The 16,850-nt window shown below is 74.9% G+C and carries 15 protein-coding genes; 8 read left to right on the top strand and 7 right to left on the bottom strand.

Features of this window, described 5'->3' with window-relative positions; all coding sequences use genetic code 11:
• Positions 1-236: 236 nt before the first annotated feature.
• Both OG455_RS09820 and OG455_RS09815 read left to right on the top strand, forming a co-directional pair.
• Complete coding sequence (locus OG455_RS09820) at positions 237-2,318, top strand: hypothetical protein (RefSeq protein WP_266292176.1); 2,082 nt, start codon at positions 237-239, stop codon at positions 2,316-2,318.
• Between the two features lie 208 nt (positions 2,319-2,526).
• On the top strand, positions 2,527-4,923 hold the full coding sequence (locus tag OG455_RS09815) for a helix-turn-helix domain-containing protein (protein WP_266292174.1): 2,397 nt from the start codon (positions 2,527-2,529) through the stop codon (positions 4,921-4,923).
• Positions 4,924-5,000: 77 nt separating this feature from the next.
• Here OG455_RS09815 and OG455_RS09810 read toward each other — a convergent pair whose 3' ends face one another.
• Together OG455_RS09810 and OG455_RS09805 are read right to left on the bottom strand one after the other, a co-directional pair.
• Positions 5,001-5,672, bottom strand: coding sequence for a VC0807 family protein (locus tag OG455_RS09810; protein WP_266292172.1), 672 nt, complete (start codon positions 5,670-5,672; stop codon positions 5,001-5,003).
• Positions 5,673-5,786: 114 nt separating this feature from the next.
• Entirely contained in the window at positions 5,787-7,049 is a 1,263-nt protein-coding gene (locus tag OG455_RS09805) for a macrolide family glycosyltransferase (RefSeq protein ID WP_266292170.1), read from the bottom strand.
• A gap of 301 nt (positions 7,050-7,350) precedes the next feature.
• Between OG455_RS09805 and OG455_RS09800 the strand changes: the two genes are divergently transcribed.
• The 3 genes from OG455_RS09800 (at position 7,351) to OG455_RS09790 (ending at position 9,885) form a co-directional block, all read left to right on the top strand.
• On the top strand, positions 7,351-8,799 hold the full coding sequence (locus OG455_RS09800; RefSeq protein ID WP_266292168.1) for a histidine kinase: 1,449 nt from the start codon (positions 7,351-7,353) through the stop codon (positions 8,797-8,799).
• A gap of 13 nt (positions 8,800-8,812) precedes the next feature.
• Positions 8,813-9,136: a hypothetical protein gene (locus tag OG455_RS09795; RefSeq protein WP_266292166.1), complete on the top strand. Its 324-nt coding sequence runs from the start codon at positions 8,813-8,815 to the stop codon at positions 9,134-9,136.
• A 77-nt stretch (positions 9,137-9,213) separates the two neighbouring features.
• The gene (locus OG455_RS09790) at positions 9,214-9,885 is read left to right on the top strand and encodes a response regulator transcription factor (protein ID WP_266292164.1); all 672 of its coding nucleotides are present in this window, start codon (positions 9,214-9,216) and stop codon (positions 9,883-9,885) included.
• Here the strand turns inward: OG455_RS09790 and OG455_RS09785 are convergent.
• The gene (locus OG455_RS09785) at positions 9,843-10,343 is read right to left on the bottom strand and encodes an SRPBCC domain-containing protein (protein ID WP_266292162.1); all 501 of its coding nucleotides are present in this window, start codon (positions 10,341-10,343) and stop codon (positions 9,843-9,845) included. The two genes, OG455_RS09790 and OG455_RS09785, sit on opposite strands and share 43 nt — an antisense overlap.
• Before the next feature lie 102 nt (positions 10,344-10,445).
• Between OG455_RS09785 and OG455_RS09780 the strand changes: the two genes are divergently transcribed.
• From OG455_RS09780 to OG455_RS09770, 3 genes are all read left to right on the top strand, one after another.
• On the top strand, positions 10,446-11,216 hold the full coding sequence (locus OG455_RS09780) for a TetR/AcrR family transcriptional regulator (protein ID WP_266292160.1): 771 nt from the start codon (positions 10,446-10,448) through the stop codon (positions 11,214-11,216).
• A gap of 247 nt (positions 11,217-11,463) precedes the next feature.
• Positions 11,464-13,032 carry an AMP-binding protein gene (locus tag OG455_RS09775; RefSeq protein ID WP_266292158.1) on the top strand — a complete coding sequence of 523 codons (1,569 nt, stop codon included), beginning with the start codon at positions 11,464-11,466 and terminating at the stop codon, positions 13,030-13,032.
• A 140-nt stretch (positions 13,033-13,172) separates the two neighbouring features.
• On the top strand, positions 13,173-13,889 hold the full coding sequence (locus OG455_RS09770) for a flavodoxin family protein (RefSeq protein WP_266292156.1): 717 nt from the start codon (positions 13,173-13,175) through the stop codon (positions 13,887-13,889).
• 2 nt (positions 13,890-13,891) lie between these two features.
• Here the strand turns inward: OG455_RS09770 and OG455_RS09765 are convergent, their stop codons facing one another.
• The 4 genes from OG455_RS09765 to OG455_RS09750 all read right to left on the bottom strand — a co-directional run bounded on the left by OG455_RS09765 (position 13,892) and on the right by OG455_RS09750 (position 16,834).
• The gene (locus OG455_RS09765; protein ID WP_323185451.1) at positions 13,892-14,038 is read right to left on the bottom strand and encodes a hypothetical protein; all 147 of its coding nucleotides are present in this window, start codon (positions 14,036-14,038) and stop codon (positions 13,892-13,894) included.
• Between the two features lie 148 nt (positions 14,039-14,186).
• Complete coding sequence (locus OG455_RS09760; protein WP_266292154.1) at positions 14,187-15,221, bottom strand: SDR family oxidoreductase; 1,035 nt, start codon at positions 15,219-15,221, stop codon at positions 14,187-14,189.
• Between the two features lie 114 nt (positions 15,222-15,335).
• Entirely contained in the window at positions 15,336-16,583 is a 1,248-nt protein-coding gene (locus OG455_RS09755; protein WP_266292152.1) for a beta-ketoacyl synthase, read from the bottom strand.
• Complete coding sequence (locus tag OG455_RS09750) at positions 16,583-16,834, bottom strand: acyl carrier protein (RefSeq protein WP_266292150.1); 252 nt, start codon at positions 16,832-16,834, stop codon at positions 16,583-16,585. Before OG455_RS09750 ends, OG455_RS09755 begins: the two co-directional genes overlap by 1 nt.
• Positions 16,835-16,850: the final 16 nt, after the last annotated feature.

Genomic DNA, 16,850 nt, shown 5'->3' with positions numbered 1-16,850 from the left:
GAGGCCGCCCGCACCGGACGCCCCTGGCATCCGTCCCCGGCGTCCCCTGGCAGCCGTCCCCTGGCAGCCGCCCCCTGGCCCCCGTCCCCGGGCAGGCGATCCGGGCCCGCGCCGATCGGCCCAGCCGTGGGACAGGGTGACCATCTCATGATCACTTCGTTGGGAGGGCATCAGCCGGTCAGCTCGGCGACCCGGATCCAGCCGGTCCGCCGAGCCGCGTGCAGGGAGACAAGTCGATGCGCGTCGGGTGGACCCGCCCCCAGCCTCCCGAGCAGGCTCCGCACGTTCCCGAGCAGGCTCCACACGCTCCCGCCCCGGCCCCCACCCCCGCCGAACCCGCACCCGAACCCGCACCCGAACCCGCACCCGAACCCGCCTCGGCCGCCGCCCCCACCAGCACCCGCGCCCCCACCAGCACCCGCGCTCCCGGCCTCGCCGAGCGCGAGGCGGCCCTGGTGCGCGGCTACCGCGACCTGGTCCGGCTCGCCTATGTGGCGCTCCCGCCGGGTCGGGACCGGCACCGGCGGGTGCTGCGCAGTCATGCGGTGGTCCAGCGGGCGCTGTCCCGCAAGGCGCCGCCGCCGGTGGAGGCGGCCGCGGCGGACGAGCTCGCCTACCGCGTGGTCCGGCAGGAGGTGGTGCGGCTCGCCCTGGCCCGGCGCCGGTGGCCCGCCCCCGGCCTGCCGCGGGTCTGGGGCCTGCGCCTGTTCCCCGCCGTCGGCGGCGGGGAGGAGCGCGCGTTCGCCCAGGCGCTGGCCGAGGCGCCCGTCGCGGCGCGGGCCGGCTACGGCCTGCTGGTGCTGGAGCGGCTGGACCCGCCCGGCATCGTCGACGTGCTCGCCCGCGCCGGTGCCGAGGAGCCGGAGGCCGCCTGGCGGGCCGCCGCCGAGCTCGACGCGCGCTTCCCGGCCGAGGGGCGGGAGTTGGGCCGGGCGCCGGAGTTCGATCCCTGTACGCTGCACCTCCAGCCGACCGACCTGCTGCGCCGGCACTGGCGGGCCAGGGCCGCCGGGACAGCCGCGCTGGTCGCCGCGCTGACGGCGCTCGCCCTGCCGCTCACCATCGGCACCCACCACGCGCCGGCCGTCACCACCGCGGCCTCCGTCCCGCCCGGCACCACCGGGCCGGGCGCGTCAGGGGCGGGAGCGGCGGCGGAGGCGGCCCAGCGCTCGGCCGCGCTGCTGCGCACCGCCCCCGACGCCTGGCAGCACACCGCGCGACTGGACTTCGACGCCTGGCCGGTCCGCGGCGACCGGAGCGGCGACCAGCGGCTGCTGGGTCGCGCGCTGGCGGCCTGGGCCGACCCCGCGGCCCCGGTCCGCCGAGTCGTGGAGCCGGCGGCGAGCGGGCAGCCGCCCACCGCACCGGCCCGGCTGCTCTTCGCGGGCCGCGTCGACGGCGTCACCGTGGTCGCGCTCTACGGGGAGGGACGGATCGTCCGCTACACCGAGTCGGCCGACGCCGCCGAGCTGGCCGTGGCCCGGGCCGACGACACCGGCATCACCACCGCGGCGGGCCTGGTGCTGCGGCGGTCGCCGACCGGCGCGCGGGTGCTGCTCGCCCCGTGGGTGGAGAGCGCCGAACTGCGTGACCTCACGGCCCCGGACACCCCGGCCCGTCCGGTCGACCACCCCGACGGGGTCACCGCGCCCGTCGCCCTCACCGGCGGCGCCGACTGCGCCCACCGGCCGGTCCTGCAACTGCGCTCCTCCACCGTGGTCGCCGAGCAGCACGCCTTCCTGCTCGCCGACCTGGGCGGTCTGCTGCCCACCCACCTCACCTACACGCCGCCGCCGTCGGCCGGACCCGCCCGCGCGCCGCGCGAGGCCACCGGCCCGGACGCGTTGGTGGCCTGGTCCCGCACCGCCTGCGACCTACTCACCCTGGCCACCGGGGCCAAGGCGGTGAACACCTGGATCTTCGCCGTGCAGCCGCTCCCCGAAGGCCAGGGCCAGGCCGAGTGGGCCTGCGTGCGCAGCGACCGCTGGGACGGCGGCGGCGCGGCCGCCACCGAGCTGCTGCCGGGCGGCGGTGCCGCCGCGGTGCTGCGCACCGGCCGGGCCGCCGACAGCAGGGCGTGCAGCCGCTTCGACCAGAACATCCTGGCCGCGACCTGGTGGCGGGCCCGGTCCGGCGCTGCCTACCTGCTGGTGGCCGGCAGCCGACGGGTGGTCAGCGTCTCCGGGAGCGGGGCGCTGACGCTGCCGGAGACCAAGGTGCCCGCCCAGACCCTCGCGGCGCCCGGCCCCGGCCGGGGCACCGTGGCGGTGAGCGCCCTGCTGGACACCGGCGCCCGGATCGCACCGCTCCCCGGCTGACCTCGCTGCCCGGCCGACCCCGCTCCCGGTCGAACCCGCCCCGGCCGACCCCGCCCCTGGCCGACCCCGCTCGCCGGCCAATGCCGTGGCGGTCGGCCTGGGCACAGGCAGAACCATGGGCAGAAGTACCGCGCTGACCAGGCATACTTTCCCTCGGGACGCGCTCGGTGCAGGGGCCGGCGCGGTGCGCAGCGAGGGGCGTCGGGGCATGGGGGCTGCTGGCATACCGGGGGAAGAGCTCGGCGCGGCGGGTGAGTTCTGCCTGCTGCTGGCCCGGTTCCGGGTGCGGGCCGGTCTGACCCAGGACGACCTGGCCCAGGCGGCCGGGATCAGCCTGCGGGCGCTGGGTGACCTGGAGCGCGGCCGCACCCGCGGGCCGCAGCGGCGCACCGTCCAGGCCCTGGCCCGCGCGCTGCGCCTGGACCCCGCGCAGGCCGACGCCCTGGAGCGGACCGCCAACGCCGGCCGCCCCCGCCGCACCCCGGCCGCCGCGAGCCCGACCGCCTCCGCCACCCCGGGCGCCGCCCCCCGGACCGCCGCTGCCGCCGCCGGGCAGCCCGCGGCGGCGGTGCCGTCCGGGGTGGTGCCGTCCGCGGTGGTGCCGTCCGCGGTGGTGCCCTCCGCGCTGGCGCTCCCCAGGGACATCGCCGACTTCACCGCTCGCGAGGACGCCTTGGCCCGGCTGCACGCGCTGGCCCGGGACGCGGACCCGGCGCACCCGCGCATCGTGCTCGCCTGCGGGCAGCCCGGCCTGGGCAAGACCGCCTTCGCCCTGCACGCCGCCCACACCCTGGCCCCCCTCTTCCCCGACGGGCAGCTCTCGCTCGACCTGCGGGGCATGGCCCCCACGCCGCTCACGCCGCGCGAGGCGCTGGCCCAACTGCTGCGCGCCCTCGGGGTCGCCGACTCGGCGGTGCCCGCCGACACCGAGGAGCGCGCCGGTCTCTACCGGTCGCTGATCCGGGACAAGCGCCTGGTCCTGGTGCTGGACAACGCCGCCGACGAGGCCCAGGTCCGTCCGCTGCTGCCCGGCTCGGGGCCCGCCCTGACCGTCATCACCAGCCGGCACACCCTGCCCGGCCTCGAATCGGTGCACCGCCTGCCACTGGAGGTGCTCGCCCCCGCCGAGGCCGCCGCGCTGCTGGCCCGCATCGCCGGCCCGGACCGGGTCGCCGCCGAACCCGGGGCCGCCGCCGACCTGGCCCGCCTCTGCGGTCACCTGCCGCTGGCGCTGCGGATCGCCGGACAGCGCCTGGCCGCCCGCCCGCAGCAGCGCATCAGCCAACTGGTCCGCCAACTCAGCGCCGAGGAGGACCGGTTGGACCTGCTGGAGGCCGGCGACCTGCGGGTGCGCGCTGCCTTCGCGCTCTCCTACCGCAAGCTGCCCGCGCACACCCAGCTGGTGCTGCGCCGCTGCTCGCTGACCGCGGGGTACGACTTCACGGCCGCCACCGTCGCCGCGTACACCGGCCTGATGGTGCCGCAGACCGACCGCCACCTGGAGGCGCTCACCGACGCCGGACTGCTGCAGCCCGCCGCCACCGCGGAGCGCTACCGCCTGCACGACCTGGTCCGCCTCTACGCCGGTGAGCAGCTCGGCACCGAGGAGGACCCGGCGGTGGTGGCCGCCGACCGCGACCGGGCCAGTGCCTGGCTGCTGCGGCGGGCCGCCGCCGCCGCGCTGCTGTTCAGCCCCGAGCGCGAGGAGGACGCCGGCCTGGGCGTCCCGGACCCGGACCCGGCCACCGCGCCCGCCACCGTCGCCGAGGCCCGGAGCTGGCTGGAGGACGAGCTGCCCGAATGGCTCGCCGCCCTGCGCCGCGCCCACACCGAGGGCCGCCACCAGCAGGTCATCGACACCGCCGAGGCCATGCACTGGTTCTCCGACTGCCTCATGCACCGGGACGTGTGGGCCGAGGTCTTCCAGCTCTCCGTGCACGCCGCCCGCGCCACCGGCGACCGGCTCGCCGAGACCGTGCACCTGAACTACCTGGCCTGGACCCACCTCACCTGCCTGCACCAGTACCAGCAGGGCCTCGCCTTCGGCCGCGAGGCGCTGGAGCTGGCCCGCCGGATCGAGCACCCCGAGCAGGAGGCCTGGGCGCTCACCTACTGCGGCTCCTCGCTGCGCCGGCTGCTGCGCCATCAGGAGGCCATCGACGCCTACCGGCAGGCCGCCACCGCCTTCGCGACCGTGGAGAGCCGCTCCGGGCAGGTGGGCCGGCTGGTGGCCACCCGGTTCGCGGGAGCCTGCCTGCGCGAGTCCGGGCGGGTGGAGGAGGCCCTGGAGACCCACCGCCGGGCGCTGGCCGACACCTTGCGGTGGCTGGACTCGGCGCCGTCGCACATCCCGCACCTGATGGCGGGGTTCGTCGGCCACGAACTCGGCCTGGACCACGCGGCCCTGCGCCACTGGCCCGCCGCCGAGCACGCCTACCGGCAGGCCCTGGCCCACTTCGAGGCCGCCGGGCGGCCCGACAGCATGACCCTGACCCTGACCGAACTGGGTACGGTCCTCATCGAGTTGGGCCGCACCATCGAGGCCCGGGCGGTCCTCGCCTCGGCCCTGACCGACCTCACCGCGCCCACCACGAGCGCCGGTTAGAGTCTGGCCCGGTCCGGTTCCGGCCGGTGCCGGCCGGTGCCGGCCGGTGCCGGCCGGAACCGACCTCGTGCACGGGCTCAGGCCCGCAGGTCGTGCTTCCTGGTGTAGTACGCCAGGAACAGCCACAGGCCGCCCATGAGCACGATGTACTGGACGTTGGTGGCCAGCGGCACGCTGCCGAGCGGCAGGAGGTAGGCGATGGCCACCCGCACCGCGGCGTCGATCAGCAGGGCGGTGCCGAAGACGGCCGTCAACGTCCGCAGCCTGGCGCGGAACCGCGGTTCCGCGCCCCAGCGGGCCTCCCAGGCGTCCGCGCCGGCCTGGCCGACCTTCGCCAGCGCGATGTTCCTGCCCGCGTGCAGGAAGAACGGGCGCCGCATGCCGAGCGTCACCAGCAGCCAGGCCCCGAAGATCCCGGTCAGCCAGCCGTCCTTGGCGAACACCAGACGCGCGTCACCGGACAGCAGGGCCAGCGCGGTGCCCAGGCCGAAGAGGGTCAGCATGAAGAACCCGACCACGTCCACCCGCCGCTCCCTGGCGAACAGCCAGAGCGTGCGTAGCAAGGGCGGCAGGCCGGACAGCAGCGAGGCGCCGACCAGCCCGACGCCCCGGTCGCGCAGGAGGTAGAACAGGGCCAGCGGGGCGCCGACATCGACGATCACCATCGCGGCCAGGGCGAGGCGCGGGTGCGAGGGGAGCCGGGGCGGTGCCTGGGGGACCGAAGCGGTCCGGAGGGCGGGGTCGGTCATGGTGATGCGTCCGTTTCCTGTCTCTGTCGGGCCCAGGGCCGCAGGCTCCTGGGGTCGTGCCGGCAGTACCGGTGTGCTGTGGAGGCCGCGCCGGCGGGGTGCCCCGGTGTGCGCTCAACTCGCCTCCCGCGGCGGGCCGCAGGGAAGTCCGGCGCGGGCCAGGCGGCGCTCGACGGCGTCCGCCGCGCGGCGGGCACCGCCCGCGGCGCGGGTGTGCGCGCCCATCGCGCGCACCCGCTCGCGCACGGCCGGGTCGGACGCGACCGCGGTGACCCCCGCACGCAGGCGCGCGGGGGTGAGGCCGTGCGCGGGCAGCACGGCCCCGAGGCCGAGTTCGGCCACCCGGTCGGCGATCGCCGCCTGCTCGACGCTCAGCGGGAAGGCCACCATCGGTGTGTCGTGGTGGAGCGCCTCCATGGCGCTGCCCATGCCGCAGTGGGTCAGGAACACCGAGGCCCGCTCCAGCACGGCCAGTTGCGGCACCCAGGAGTGCGCCACGATGTTCGGTGGGAGGTCACCGAGGGCGGCGGGGTCCACCGCTCCGGTCGCGAGCACCACCCGCCACGGCTGATCGGCGAACGCCCGTACGCAGGTCCGGAAGAACTCGGCACCGGCTCCGAAGGCGGTGCCGAGCGAGACGAACAGCAGGGGGTCCGAGCCGGTGGGCGACTGCCAGTCGTCCTGGCGGCCCCGATCGTCCTGGCGGCCCTGATCGCCCAGGCAGGGCCCGACGAAGGCGAACCGGTCGTCAGGAAAGGTCTCTCCCGCGACCTGGAACTCCCTGGGCAGGAACGCCACCGCGAACTCCTCACGACCGAGCTCGAATTCCTCCGGCGTGATGGGGCCCGTGCCGTGGGCGCGGGTGAGTTCGGCCAGTCCGCCGCGGAACAGCGCGCGCGCCGGATGCTCGGGGGCGGCGGGCTCCGAGCCGGCGGGCTCCAGGGTTCGGGCGGTCCTCGCGAGCGAGAAGTGCTCGTTGTAGGCGAACGACGGGAAGAGCTCCACCGCCGGGCGTCGCCACCGCTCGCCCAGGACGCGCCCGGTCAGGTACAGGGTGCGGTCGTAGAGCAGCAGGTCGGGCACGTCGCGCGCGAAGTGGCGCTCGAACACCGGCAGTGTGGTGGCGCTCTCGTTCAGCAGTACCACCGGCAGCCAGGCTGCGAACTCGCTCGGCGGCGCCTCGGTCCTGGGCCGGGAGGTGAGGGTCGACGAGTGGAGCAGGACGTCCGCGCCGGTCCGCGCCACCGCGGGGGCGAACTCCTCGGTGGTCGCGTAGGTCACCCGGTGCCCGCGGGCGACCAGCTCGGCGGTGAGCTCCAGCGTGGGGTTGACGTGCCCGTGTGCCGGGATGTTCAGCAGGGCGAGGTGGGCCGGCATGGTCTCTCCTGGCGGTTCGGAAGTCGTGCTGCCCGGCCCGGCGTTCGGCACGGGGCGGCGGGCGGCGCCGAGTGGTCGGCACCGGCCGTTGGCTCGACGGTAGGCGGCCCGGCTGCCAGGTGGAACCCGGCTGGGCCCCGTACGGGGGGTGGACCTGGGTCTACCCCCCGTACGGGGCCCAGCCGGCTGGGCCGCCGCCGGACCCCGGTGTCATCCTCCTTGGAGCGACGAGAGATTGAGACAGGAGGGCGGGGAGGTGAGCCGAACCGAGCACGCGGCCGCAGGACCGTACGATCTGGCGGTGAACGTCGATCGGGTCGGATCCGCCGGACGCGCCATGGTCGCGGTGGGGCGCTGCGCGGTGCTGGCCGTCCTGTCCGCGGTCAAGCCCGCCGCCACCGTGCTGCCCGCCGCCTTACTGCTGCCGCAGTGGGTCGGCGCCCTGGGGCTGACCGTCCTGCTGGTCATCCCCGGCGCCCGGGTGCTGGCCGTCGTCACCCGGGCCCTGGTGGGCCGTTGGGAGGGCAGGCCGGTGGCCGCGCCCTACCTGCCGCTGCCGGCGCTGGAGCGGACCGAGAACGGCTGGTACTGGAACGGCTACGACTTCCAGCGCAGCCGGCTGGTGGCCATCGGCCAGCGCCGGCTACGTCTGGTCTTCATCGACCCGGCCACCTGGCGCGAGGTCGCCTGGCTGATCGCCGATCCGCTCCTGGGCGCGCTCGTCGCGCTGCCCGTCGCGCTCGTCGGGGGCGGGGCCTGGACGGTGCTGTGCTCGCTCGCCGGCCGGCCGCTGCCGGCCCTCGACGGGCTCCCTCGGCTCCCGCTGCCGGGGGCGGCGGCCGTCGGAGTGGTGCTGGTGGTGGTCGGAGTGGGCTGCGCGCCGCTGCTGAGCGGCACGTACCTGATGCTGAGCCGCCGCTGCCTCAGCGCCTCCGAGCACGCGCTGCTCACCCGCCGGGCGAGCCGGCTGTTCACCAGCCGGGTCGAGGTGCTCACCGCCCAGGCCGCCGAACTGCGCCGCATCGAGCGCGACCTGCACGACGGCGCGCAGGCCAGGCTGGTGGCCATCGGCATGGCCGTCAGTTCGGCCGAACTGCTCTTCCCCACTCGGCCGGAGCAGGCCATGGCACAGCTGGCGAAGGCCCGCGAGCTGACCACGCTCGCCCTGCGGGAACTGCGCGAGGTGGTGCACAGCATCCACCCGCCGGTCCTCGCCGAGCGAGGGCTGACCGGTGCCGTCGAGGCGCTGGCCATCGACGCGCCGATGCCGGTGAAGGTCACCTCGGACCTCGCCGGCCGGCTGGACGCCGCGGTCGAGTCCGCGGGCTACTTCGCGGTGGCGGAACTGCTCACCAACACCGCCAAGCACGCCCGGGCCCAGTGGTCGTGGGTGGAGATCGGCCACCGGGCCGGGGCGCTGCGGATCGTCGTCGGCGACGACGGGCGCGGCGGCCTCGATCCCCAGGGCGGCACCGGACTGCGCGGCCTGGAGCGCCGGCTGCGGGCGTTCGACGGCAGCCTCCAGCTGGACAGCGGGCCCGGTCGGCCGACCCGGATCACCGTGGCCATCCCCTGCGCGGCGCCGGTCAGCACGGCCCCTGCGGCGGCCACCGAAGAGCCGGGCACCGAAGAGCCGGCCACCGAAGAGCCGGCCACCGAGGGGGCAGGCACCGCGAAGTCAGGCACCGCGAAGTCAGGCACCGCGAAGTCAGGCACCGAAACCGAGCAGGATCCCGTGCCAACCCAGTGAGAGGAGACCTCCCATGCGCCGCCGCACCGCCCTGATCCCGACCGGACTGCTGATCGCCGCGATCGTCCTTGCCACCAACGGCTGCGACAGGAACGGCGTCGAGCTGGGCTGCCAGGCCCCCGTGTGCCATCTGGACGTGCACGACGGGAGTTCGGTGACCATCGCCGGGCAGAAGCTGTCCGTCGAGGCGATCGACGGCAACTCGGTGAAGCTCGACTCCCACGGGGTGACCATCACTCTGAGTAAGGACGTTAGCGTCGGCATCGGCCGCTACCACCTGCACCTGGAGAAGGTGGAGAGCGGCTCGGCCGACATCACGGTGGACGACAAGCCATAGGGCCAGTGCCTGACGCGGCACTAGGATGAGCGGCGCCCGGCGAGCCGTCCGGGCGCTCTCCGACCGCTGGAGTCCGTGTGCGTGTTGTCCTGGCCGAGGATCTGTACCTGCTCAGGGACGGCATGACCCACCTGCTCACCGCGCACGGCCTGACCGTGGTGGCCGCCGTCGCGACCGGGGCGGAGCTGCTCACCGCGCTGAGCGAGGAGCGGCCCGACCTGGCGATCGTCGATGTCAGGCTCCCGCCCACCTTCACCGACGAGGGACTGCGGGCCGCGATCGGCGCGCGGCGCAGTCGACCCGGGCTCCCGGTGCTCGTGCTCTCCCAACACGTGGAGCAGCTCTACGCACGCGAGTTGCTCGCGGACGGCGCGGGCGGCATCGGTTATCTGCTCAAGGACCGGGTCTTCAACGCCGGCCAGTTCATGGACGCGCTGCGCACCGTGGTTGCCGGCGGCACCGTGATGGACCCGGAGGTGGTCGCCGGACTGCTGGCCCCCAAGTCCCGCAAGGACCCGGTGGCTTCGCTGACCGCGCGCGAGCGCGAGGTCCTGGAGGTGATGGCCGAGGGGCGGTCCAACGCGGCGATCGCCCAGCGCCTGCGGATCGGCGAGGGGTCGGTGGCCAAACACACGGCGAGCATCTTCGGCAAGCTGGACCTGGCACCCTCGGACGACGACAACCGCCGGGTGCTGGCGGTGCTGGCCTACCTCGACCGCGCCGACCGCGCCGACCGCGCCGACCGCTGACCCGGCGGGCGGAGCCGGCCGTCGTCGTCGAGGTCGTCCAGCACCGCCGGCAGGCCGACGGCGAGCATCCTGCGCCGGACGGTGCCCAGCAGCCGGGCCATGAAGAACCCGCCGACGCCGGTGAAGCCGGTGTGGTCGTAGCGGAAGCGGGTGCCGCCGGCGTGTGGTTCGAGCCGGTAGGTGACCTCGGTCAGGTCGCCGCCGTCGTCGCCGGTCCACGAGTAGCGCAGCAGCCGGGGTTCGTCGACCTCCAGCACCTCGCACTCGACGATGCCGCTCCAGCCCGGCTTCGGCTCGGCGACGAAGCGGAACCTGGTGCCCACGGTGGTGGTGAACCCCACCGGCCGGCCGCCGGCGCCGGTCGCGGCCCACAGCGGCACCAGCGCCGGGTCGGTGACGGCGCGCCAGACCTTCGCGGGCGGATGGGGGTAGTCGTGGACGAGGTGGATGCCGCTCATCGGGCACGCCTTTCATCGGGCAGTTACTCGAACAGCTATTTTTACAGCTACTAAAAAGTTACGGTAACAGAAAATATCTGGCCGCTGCACTATGCTGGCGGCATGGGAGTGCGCACGGTGGACTGGTCGGCGTTCCGGCCCGCGGCGGGGGAGTCCGAGCCGCAGGGGCTGCGGGAGCGGAAGAAGCGGCTGATGCGGCAGCAGCTCTCCGACGCGGCCACCGGGATGTTCCTGGAGCGGGGCTTCGACGCCGTCCGGGTGGCCGAGGTCGCCGAGGCCTGCGGGGTGTCGGAGAAGACGGTCTACAACTACTTCCCGACCAAGGAGGCGCTGATCCTGGACCGCTGGCAGGCCACCGGGGCCGCGCTGCGGGCAGGCCTGGGCGAGCCGGGCGTGCCGCCGGTCGAGGCGGCGCTGCGGATCCTCGCCGACGAGCTGTCCGCGCTGACCTCCTGGCTGGCCGCCCAGGAGGACCACGCCCTGGCCGTCACGCAGTTCCTCCGCTTCGGCGCGCTGAGCAGGTCCACCCCGTCCCTGCGGGCGCACCAGCACGAGCTGACGGACCAGCTGGTCGCGACCGCCGCCGAGGTTCTGGCCGGGCGCGCGGGGCTGCGCCCGGAGGATCCCGAGCCGCAGCTCGCGGCCACCGCGCTGATCGGCCTGTGGCGGATCCAGTTCCAGAGCCTGGCCAGGCACTTGGGTGGACTGGGCGGGGAGCCGGGTGAGCGCCTGGGCGGGGAGTCGGGCGGCGCGGGGACGCTCGCGCCCGCCCGGGTGCACGCGGCGGTGACGGCCGAGGTGCGGCGCGCGGCGCGGCTGATCGAGACCGGGCTCGGTGGCTCCGGGCTCTTCGCGCCGGGCGCCGGCGGCTGACCCGCCGGGCGGGATCGGCGCGGCCACGGATTCCTGCCGGACCGCCGGTTCTGAGCATGCCACTCCGCTGAGTGGGTAGCGATGAACGGAAGGTGCCGGATACCGAACGCCTGGCGGCGCGCAGCGCCCGTGCGGGCGTCCGGATTGCCCGGGACCCGTCGCCGACGCGTCCGATCCGGGATGCGCCGCCACACGCGGGTGGAGCGGAGACGCGGCGGTGGTGCCCGGCGACCACGAAGGAGCCACCATGGCCGAGTCCCTGGCCGAGTCCCTGGCCGTCACGTCCCCCAGCGGGTTCACCAGTTACGTCGAGTCCGTGCTCGGCGTGCTCGCCCGGGACCCCGGCCGGGTGGTGCTGACCACGGCCGGCGGCCGGCAGGTGGCGGCCGGGCCGTTCCGGGCGAGCGTCTACCAGCTGGCCCGGGAGCTGGCGGCGTTCGGCATCGGCCGCGGCAGCACCGTGGTGCTGCTCTCCGGCAACCGGCCCGAGCTGATCACGGCCCGGTACGCGGCGAACCTGCTCGGCGCCCGGATCGTCGCCCTGTACGAGGGCATGGCCGCCGAGCCGCTGGTCGAGATCGTCCGCAGCGTCGAGCCAGATGCCCTGATCGCCGAGCCCCGGGCCCGGGCGACGGCCGAGCGGCTGCTCGCCCAGGTGCGCCCCGCCGTGGTGCTGACCCTCGGCCCGAGCCCGCTCGGTGAGGACCTGCTGGCCCGCGCCGCATCGCGCGACGCCGCCCCGCTGCCGGGTGCGGCCCGCCCCGAGGACGACTGGTGCATCCGGCACACCGGGGGCACCACCGGCACGCCCAAGGGCATCCGGATGCCCAACGCCGGCTACGGCGAGGCGCTCACCGGATTCGCCGCCGCCACCGGCGCCGAGGCTCCGCCCCGCTTCCTGGCCTCCTCCACCCTGGCCCACCTGGCCGGGATGATGACCGATGCCGCGCTGCTGGCCGGCGGCTCCGCTGTGCTGCACCGCGGCTTCGACCCCGGCCAGGTGCTCGCCGCCGTCGAGAGGGAGCGGATCACCGACCTCTGGGTGCTGCCGCCCCTGCTCTACCGGCTGCTCGACGAACCGGGGTCGGCCACCACCGACCTCTCCAGCCTGCGGCGGATCATCTACGGCGGTTGCGCCGCCTCCCCGGTCCGGCTGCGCGAGGCGCGCAAGCGGTTCGGGCCGGTGCTCTTCGGCGCCTACGGCCAGTCCGAGGCCGGCCTGATCAGCCTGCTGCCCCCCGAGGAGCACACGCCGACCCGGCTCGGCGGCCCGGTCGTCCCGGTCGGCCGGGCGGTGCCGGGCATCGAACTCGCCATCCGCGACGAGGCGGACGCGGTGCTGCCACCGGGGCGGCGCGGCGAGGTGACGGTGCGCACCTCCCAGGTCATGACCGGCTACTGGCAGCAGCCGGAGCTGACCGCCGAGGTGCTGCGCGACGGCTGGGTCCGCACCGGCGACGTCGGCTACCTGGACGACGAGGGCTACCTCTACCTGGTGGACCGCCTCAAGGACATGATCATCGTGGTGGGCGGCCACGTGTACCCGACCGAGCTGGAGGAACTCCTGCTCGCCCAGCCGGACGTGGCCGCCTGCGCGGCCTTCGGGGTCCCCGGGCCGGACGCCGTCGAGGAGGTCCGCGTCGCCGTCGTGCCCGCCCGGGGCCGCACCGTCGACCCCGACCGGCTGCGCGCGCATGTCGCCGAGCACATGGGCGCGATGTACACCCCCAGCGTGGTCCATGTGCTAGACGCCATCCCGCTCACCCCGGTCGGCAAGCCCGACAAGAAGCTGCTCCAGGCCACCTACACCGGGTAGCGGGGCGGACAAGACGATCGGTCAGCTCGATCCGTCATGCATCCGGCTCAGCCCGACCGGCGTGACCCGGACGGGTCTGCTGGAGTGGACAGGGGCCCAGCTCGCCCTGCCCGCTCACCCCCCTGACGGAAGGCGCCGCCATGCCGGACACCCCGACCACCTACACCGACCTCCGCGCCCTGGTCATCAACTGCACCCTCAAGCGCTCGCCCGAGCGCAGCCACACCCAGGGCCTGATCGACGTCAGCACCGGTATCCTGCAGCGCCAGGGCGTCCAGGTGGACGTCCTGCGGGCCGTGGACCTCGACATCGCCACCGGCGTCTGGCCGGACATGACCGAGCACGGTTGGGAGACGGACGAATGGCCTGTCATCTACTCCCAGGTCATGTCGGCCGACATCCTCACGCTGGCGGGGCCCGTGTGGCTGGGCGACAACTCCTCCGTCATGAAGAAGGTCATCGAGCGCCTCTACGCGTGCTCGTCGATCCTCAACGAGCAGGGCCAGTACGCCTACTACGGCCGCGTCGGCGGTTGTCTGATCACCGGGAACGAGGACGGCGCCAAACACTGCGCGATGAACGTCCTCTACAGTCTCCAGCACCTCGGCTACACCGTCCCCCCGCAGGCCGATGCCGGCTGGGTCGGCGAGGCGGGCCCCGGCCCGTCCTACCTCGATCCCGGCTCCGGCGGCCCGGAGAACGACTTCACCAACCGCAACGCCACCTTCATGACGTGGAACCAGCTTCACCTGGCCCGCATCCTCAAGGACGCCGGCGGCATCCCGGCCCACGGCAACCAGCGCTCCGAGTGGGACGCGGGCTGCCGCTTCGACTTCGAGAACCCCGAGCACCGCTGAGTTCAGCGCGTCGCCGCGACCGGGCCGCCCTTGGCCAGCGAGGCGAGTGCCGCGGGAATGCGCGCGTCGGCGCGGTCGACCAGCGACGTCGACACGCACAGGACGTGCCCGCCGTCGCCGCCCGCGAGGGTCGCGGGGACGGCGCCCACCGGCTCCGACTCCACGGGTCGCCGAGCCCCGGCGCCGCGCCGAGCTCCTCTGGTGCGGTCGGTTGCCGACCGTACGACGCTGGAGGCGCCGGTCTGTCGAGCGTGGGAGGCGCTCCTCAAGGGCGTCGGTGGCAGCGGACGCAGGGGTTCACGACACTCCCAGCAGCGTCCACCGCTCGGGGCGTGCCAACGCGAGGCGGGGTCGCTGGGCGGCCCAGTAGCGGACGGAGGCTGCCATGACCTGGGCCGGGTCCACGACCGACCGGGTGGGTTCGAAGGGCTGGGTCATGCTGGTGTAGCTCTGGAACATGGCCAGGAGCTTCACGGCCTGGCTCTGGAAGGGCGAGAGGTACTGGTCGGCGAGGGGGAGGAAGAAGCGGTCCCAGGTGTCGCCGGAGACCAGTGGCGGGCGTTCGATGGGGTCCACGCCCTGGGCGGTGCGGCACTCGTTGAGGGTGGTGCAGACGACGTCGAGCAGCGCGTCGAGGGTCAGGCTCGCGGGACCGCCGGCGACCACCTCCGTGCGAGGGTGCCGCGGGGGCGGGCCGAGGGCGGCGGCGGCGATCACGTCGGCCACCTCGTCCACGGGGCTGATCTCGGCGTAGCCCGCCGGGTCGCCGACCACCACGGCGGCCAGGCCCGAGACCAGCGCCTGGAGCAGGGTGTAGGGGCCGGAGAAGCGCGCGATCTCGCCGCTGCCGCGCCGGCCGACCACCAGCGGCGGCCGGACGAGGGTCAGCGGGCCGGGGTGCTCCTCGCGGGCGATCCGCTCGCACTGTGCCTTGGACCACTCGTATCCGTTGCGGTACCCCTCGAACTCGGCGCCGCGCAGGTCCTCGGGGTTGCGGACGCCGCCGACGTAGGCGGTCGAGACGTGGACGAGGTGGGTGTCGCGGTCCGCGAGGCGCAGCACGGCTCGCAGCGGCTCGATGTTCGCGGCGACCGCTTCGGGCCGGCCGAGGGTCCAGCGGGTGCTCGCCGCCGTGTGCACGATCACGTCCCAGCGGCCGCCGAGGGCCGTGGGCGGTGGCTCCGCGCCGATCCGCCAGCGCACCAGGGCGTCGTCCTCGCGGCGCCGGGCCACCCGGACGAGGGTGTGGTCGCGGTAGCGGCCGGCGGTGCTCAGCCGCCGCACGAGTTCGGTGCCGATCACTCCGGTGGCGCCGGTGAGGAGGACTCGCAAGGCTTCACCTGTTCATCGTCAGAGTTGCTGGTGGCCGGCGTAGTGGGTGGCCGGAACTACTGGTGGTCAGGATCGTCGGTGGTCAGGATCGTCGGTGGTCGGGGTCACCGGTGGTCAGGGGGCGGGAGCGAGGACCAAGCAGGCGTTCTGACCGCCGAAGCCGAAGGAGTTGGAGAGGACGGGGGCCGGCGCCACGGTGCGCGGTGTCCCACTGACCAGGTCCACCAGGTCGGTCTCCGGGCTGCCGACCAGGTTGGCGACCGGTGGCACCACGCCACGCGCGGCGCAGAGCAGGGCGAGCGCGGCCTCCAGCGCGCCCGAGCCGCCGATCAGGTGACCGGTGACGCCCTTGACGGCGGTGACCGGCGGTGACTGGCCGGCGAAGCCTCGGTGGATCGCTCGGGCCTCGGCGCGGTCGTTGAGCACCGTCGACGTCCCGTGGGCGTTGATGTGGCCGATGTCCGCCGTGGACAGCCCGGCGTCGGCGATGGCCTGGAGCATGCAACGGCCGGCGACCTCGCCGTCCTCGTGCGGGGCGACGATGTGGAAGGCGTCGCAGTTGTCGGCGTACCCGGCGATCTCGCCGTGGATCACGGCGCCGCGCGCGCGGGCCGCGTCCCAGCGTTCGAGGACCAGGACGGCCGCTCCCTCCGCCATCACGAACCCGTCCCGGTCGGCGTCGAACGGACGGCTGGCCAGCGCGGGATCGGTGTTCCTGGTGGACATCGCCCGCATCCGGGCGAAGGCGCCCATCACCACGGTGGTGACCGCCGAGTCGACGCCACCGGCCACCGCCACGTCGAGCCCGCCGTAGCGGACCTTGCGCGCCGCCTCGCCCAGCGCGGTGGTGCCGCTGGCGCAGGCGCTGGCGTAGGTGGTGCAGGCGCCCTGGAACCCGTAGCGCAGCGCCAGTCGGCAGGCGGGCGAGTTGGCCATGGTCCGCGGCACCGTGTGCACCGGCATGTCCCTGGGCCGGTCCGCGTGGCTGATGGTGACGGCCTCCATGCTGGGCAGGCCGCCGATCCCGGTGCCGATCTGCACGCCCACCCGGTCGAGTCGCTGGTCGGCGGGCAGCCCGGCCGCGGCGACGGCGTCCGCCGCCGCGCACAGCAGCAGTTGGGTGGTCCGGTCGATCTGCCGCGACTCGCGGCGGGTCAGGTACGCGTCGAGGTCGAACGGCGGTACCAGGCAGGCGAAGTGCACCGGCAGGTCGCTTTCGGCCAGCCGTTCGACCCGGGTCGCGGTGGACCTGGCGGCCAGCACCGAGGCGAACGCGGTGTCCAGGTCGTTGCCCGCCGGGGACTTCACGCCGATTCCGGTAACGGCGACCCGGTGGCCGCCCGAGGGATGACGGCCTTCCATCACCGGACCGCCAGACGGATTTCGAGCAGATCGATGGCATGTCCCACGTTCTGGGCCGACGTCAGATCCTGGAGCTCGATCCGCACCTTCAGGGTCCGCTCCAACCGGGCCCCGATCTCCATGAGTTCCAGGCTGTCGATCCCGTAGTCCTCCAGCAGGCTGGTTCTCTCGTGCACCTCGGCGGGCTCGGTGCCGAGCACGTCCGAGATGACCGTCCTGACCGTCTGGGCCAGTTCCTCGCGAGTGGGCATGTGGTCGTCCTTCCGC

The organism is Kitasatospora sp. NBC_01287 (assembly GCF_026340565.1).
Taxonomy (GTDB): Bacteria; Actinomycetota; Actinomycetes; order Streptomycetales; family Streptomycetaceae; genus Kitasatospora.
Note: the sequence above shows the minus strand (reverse complement) of the source record. Positions and strands in the feature narration are given on the sequence as shown.

What these genes read in the sequence shown, in the direction of transcription:
- OG455_RS09780 (WP_266292160.1), top strand. Translation starts at nt 10,446, where the DNA reads ATGGGAGTGCGCACGGTGGACTGGTCGGCGTTCCGGCCCGCGGCGGGG.
- OG455_RS09795 (WP_266292166.1), top strand. Translation starts at nt 8,813, where the DNA reads ATGCGCCGCCGCACCGCCCTGATCCCGACCGGACTGCTGATCGCCGCG.
- OG455_RS09770 (WP_266292156.1), top strand. Translation starts at nt 13,173, where the DNA reads ATGCCGGACACCCCGACCACCTACACCGACCTCCGCGCCCTGGTCATC.
- OG455_RS09805 (WP_266292170.1), bottom strand. Translation starts at nt 7,049, where the DNA reads ATGCCGGCCCACCTCGCCCTGCTGAACATCCCGGCACACGGGCACGTC.
- OG455_RS09775 (WP_266292158.1), top strand. Translation starts at nt 11,464, where the DNA reads ATGGCCGAGTCCCTGGCCGAGTCCCTGGCCGTCACGTCCCCCAGCGGG.
- OG455_RS09750 (WP_266292150.1), bottom strand. Translation starts at nt 16,834, where the DNA reads ATGCCCACTCGCGAGGAACTGGCCCAGACGGTCAGGACGGTCATCTCG.
- OG455_RS09810 (WP_266292172.1), bottom strand. Translation starts at nt 5,672, where the DNA reads ATGACCGACCCCGCCCTCCGGACCGCTTCGGTCCCCCAGGCACCGCCC.
- OG455_RS09755 (WP_266292152.1), bottom strand. Translation starts at nt 16,583, where the DNA reads ATGGAAGGCCGTCATCCCTCGGGCGGCCACCGGGTCGCCGTTACCGGA.
- OG455_RS09820 (WP_266292176.1), top strand. Translation starts at nt 237, where the DNA reads ATGCGCGTCGGGTGGACCCGCCCCCAGCCTCCCGAGCAGGCTCCGCAC.
- OG455_RS09815 (WP_266292174.1), top strand. Translation starts at nt 2,527, where the DNA reads ATGGGGGCTGCTGGCATACCGGGGGAAGAGCTCGGCGCGGCGGGTGAG.
- OG455_RS09785 (WP_266292162.1), bottom strand. Translation starts at nt 10,343, where the DNA reads ATGAGCGGCATCCACCTCGTCCACGACTACCCCCATCCGCCCGCGAAG.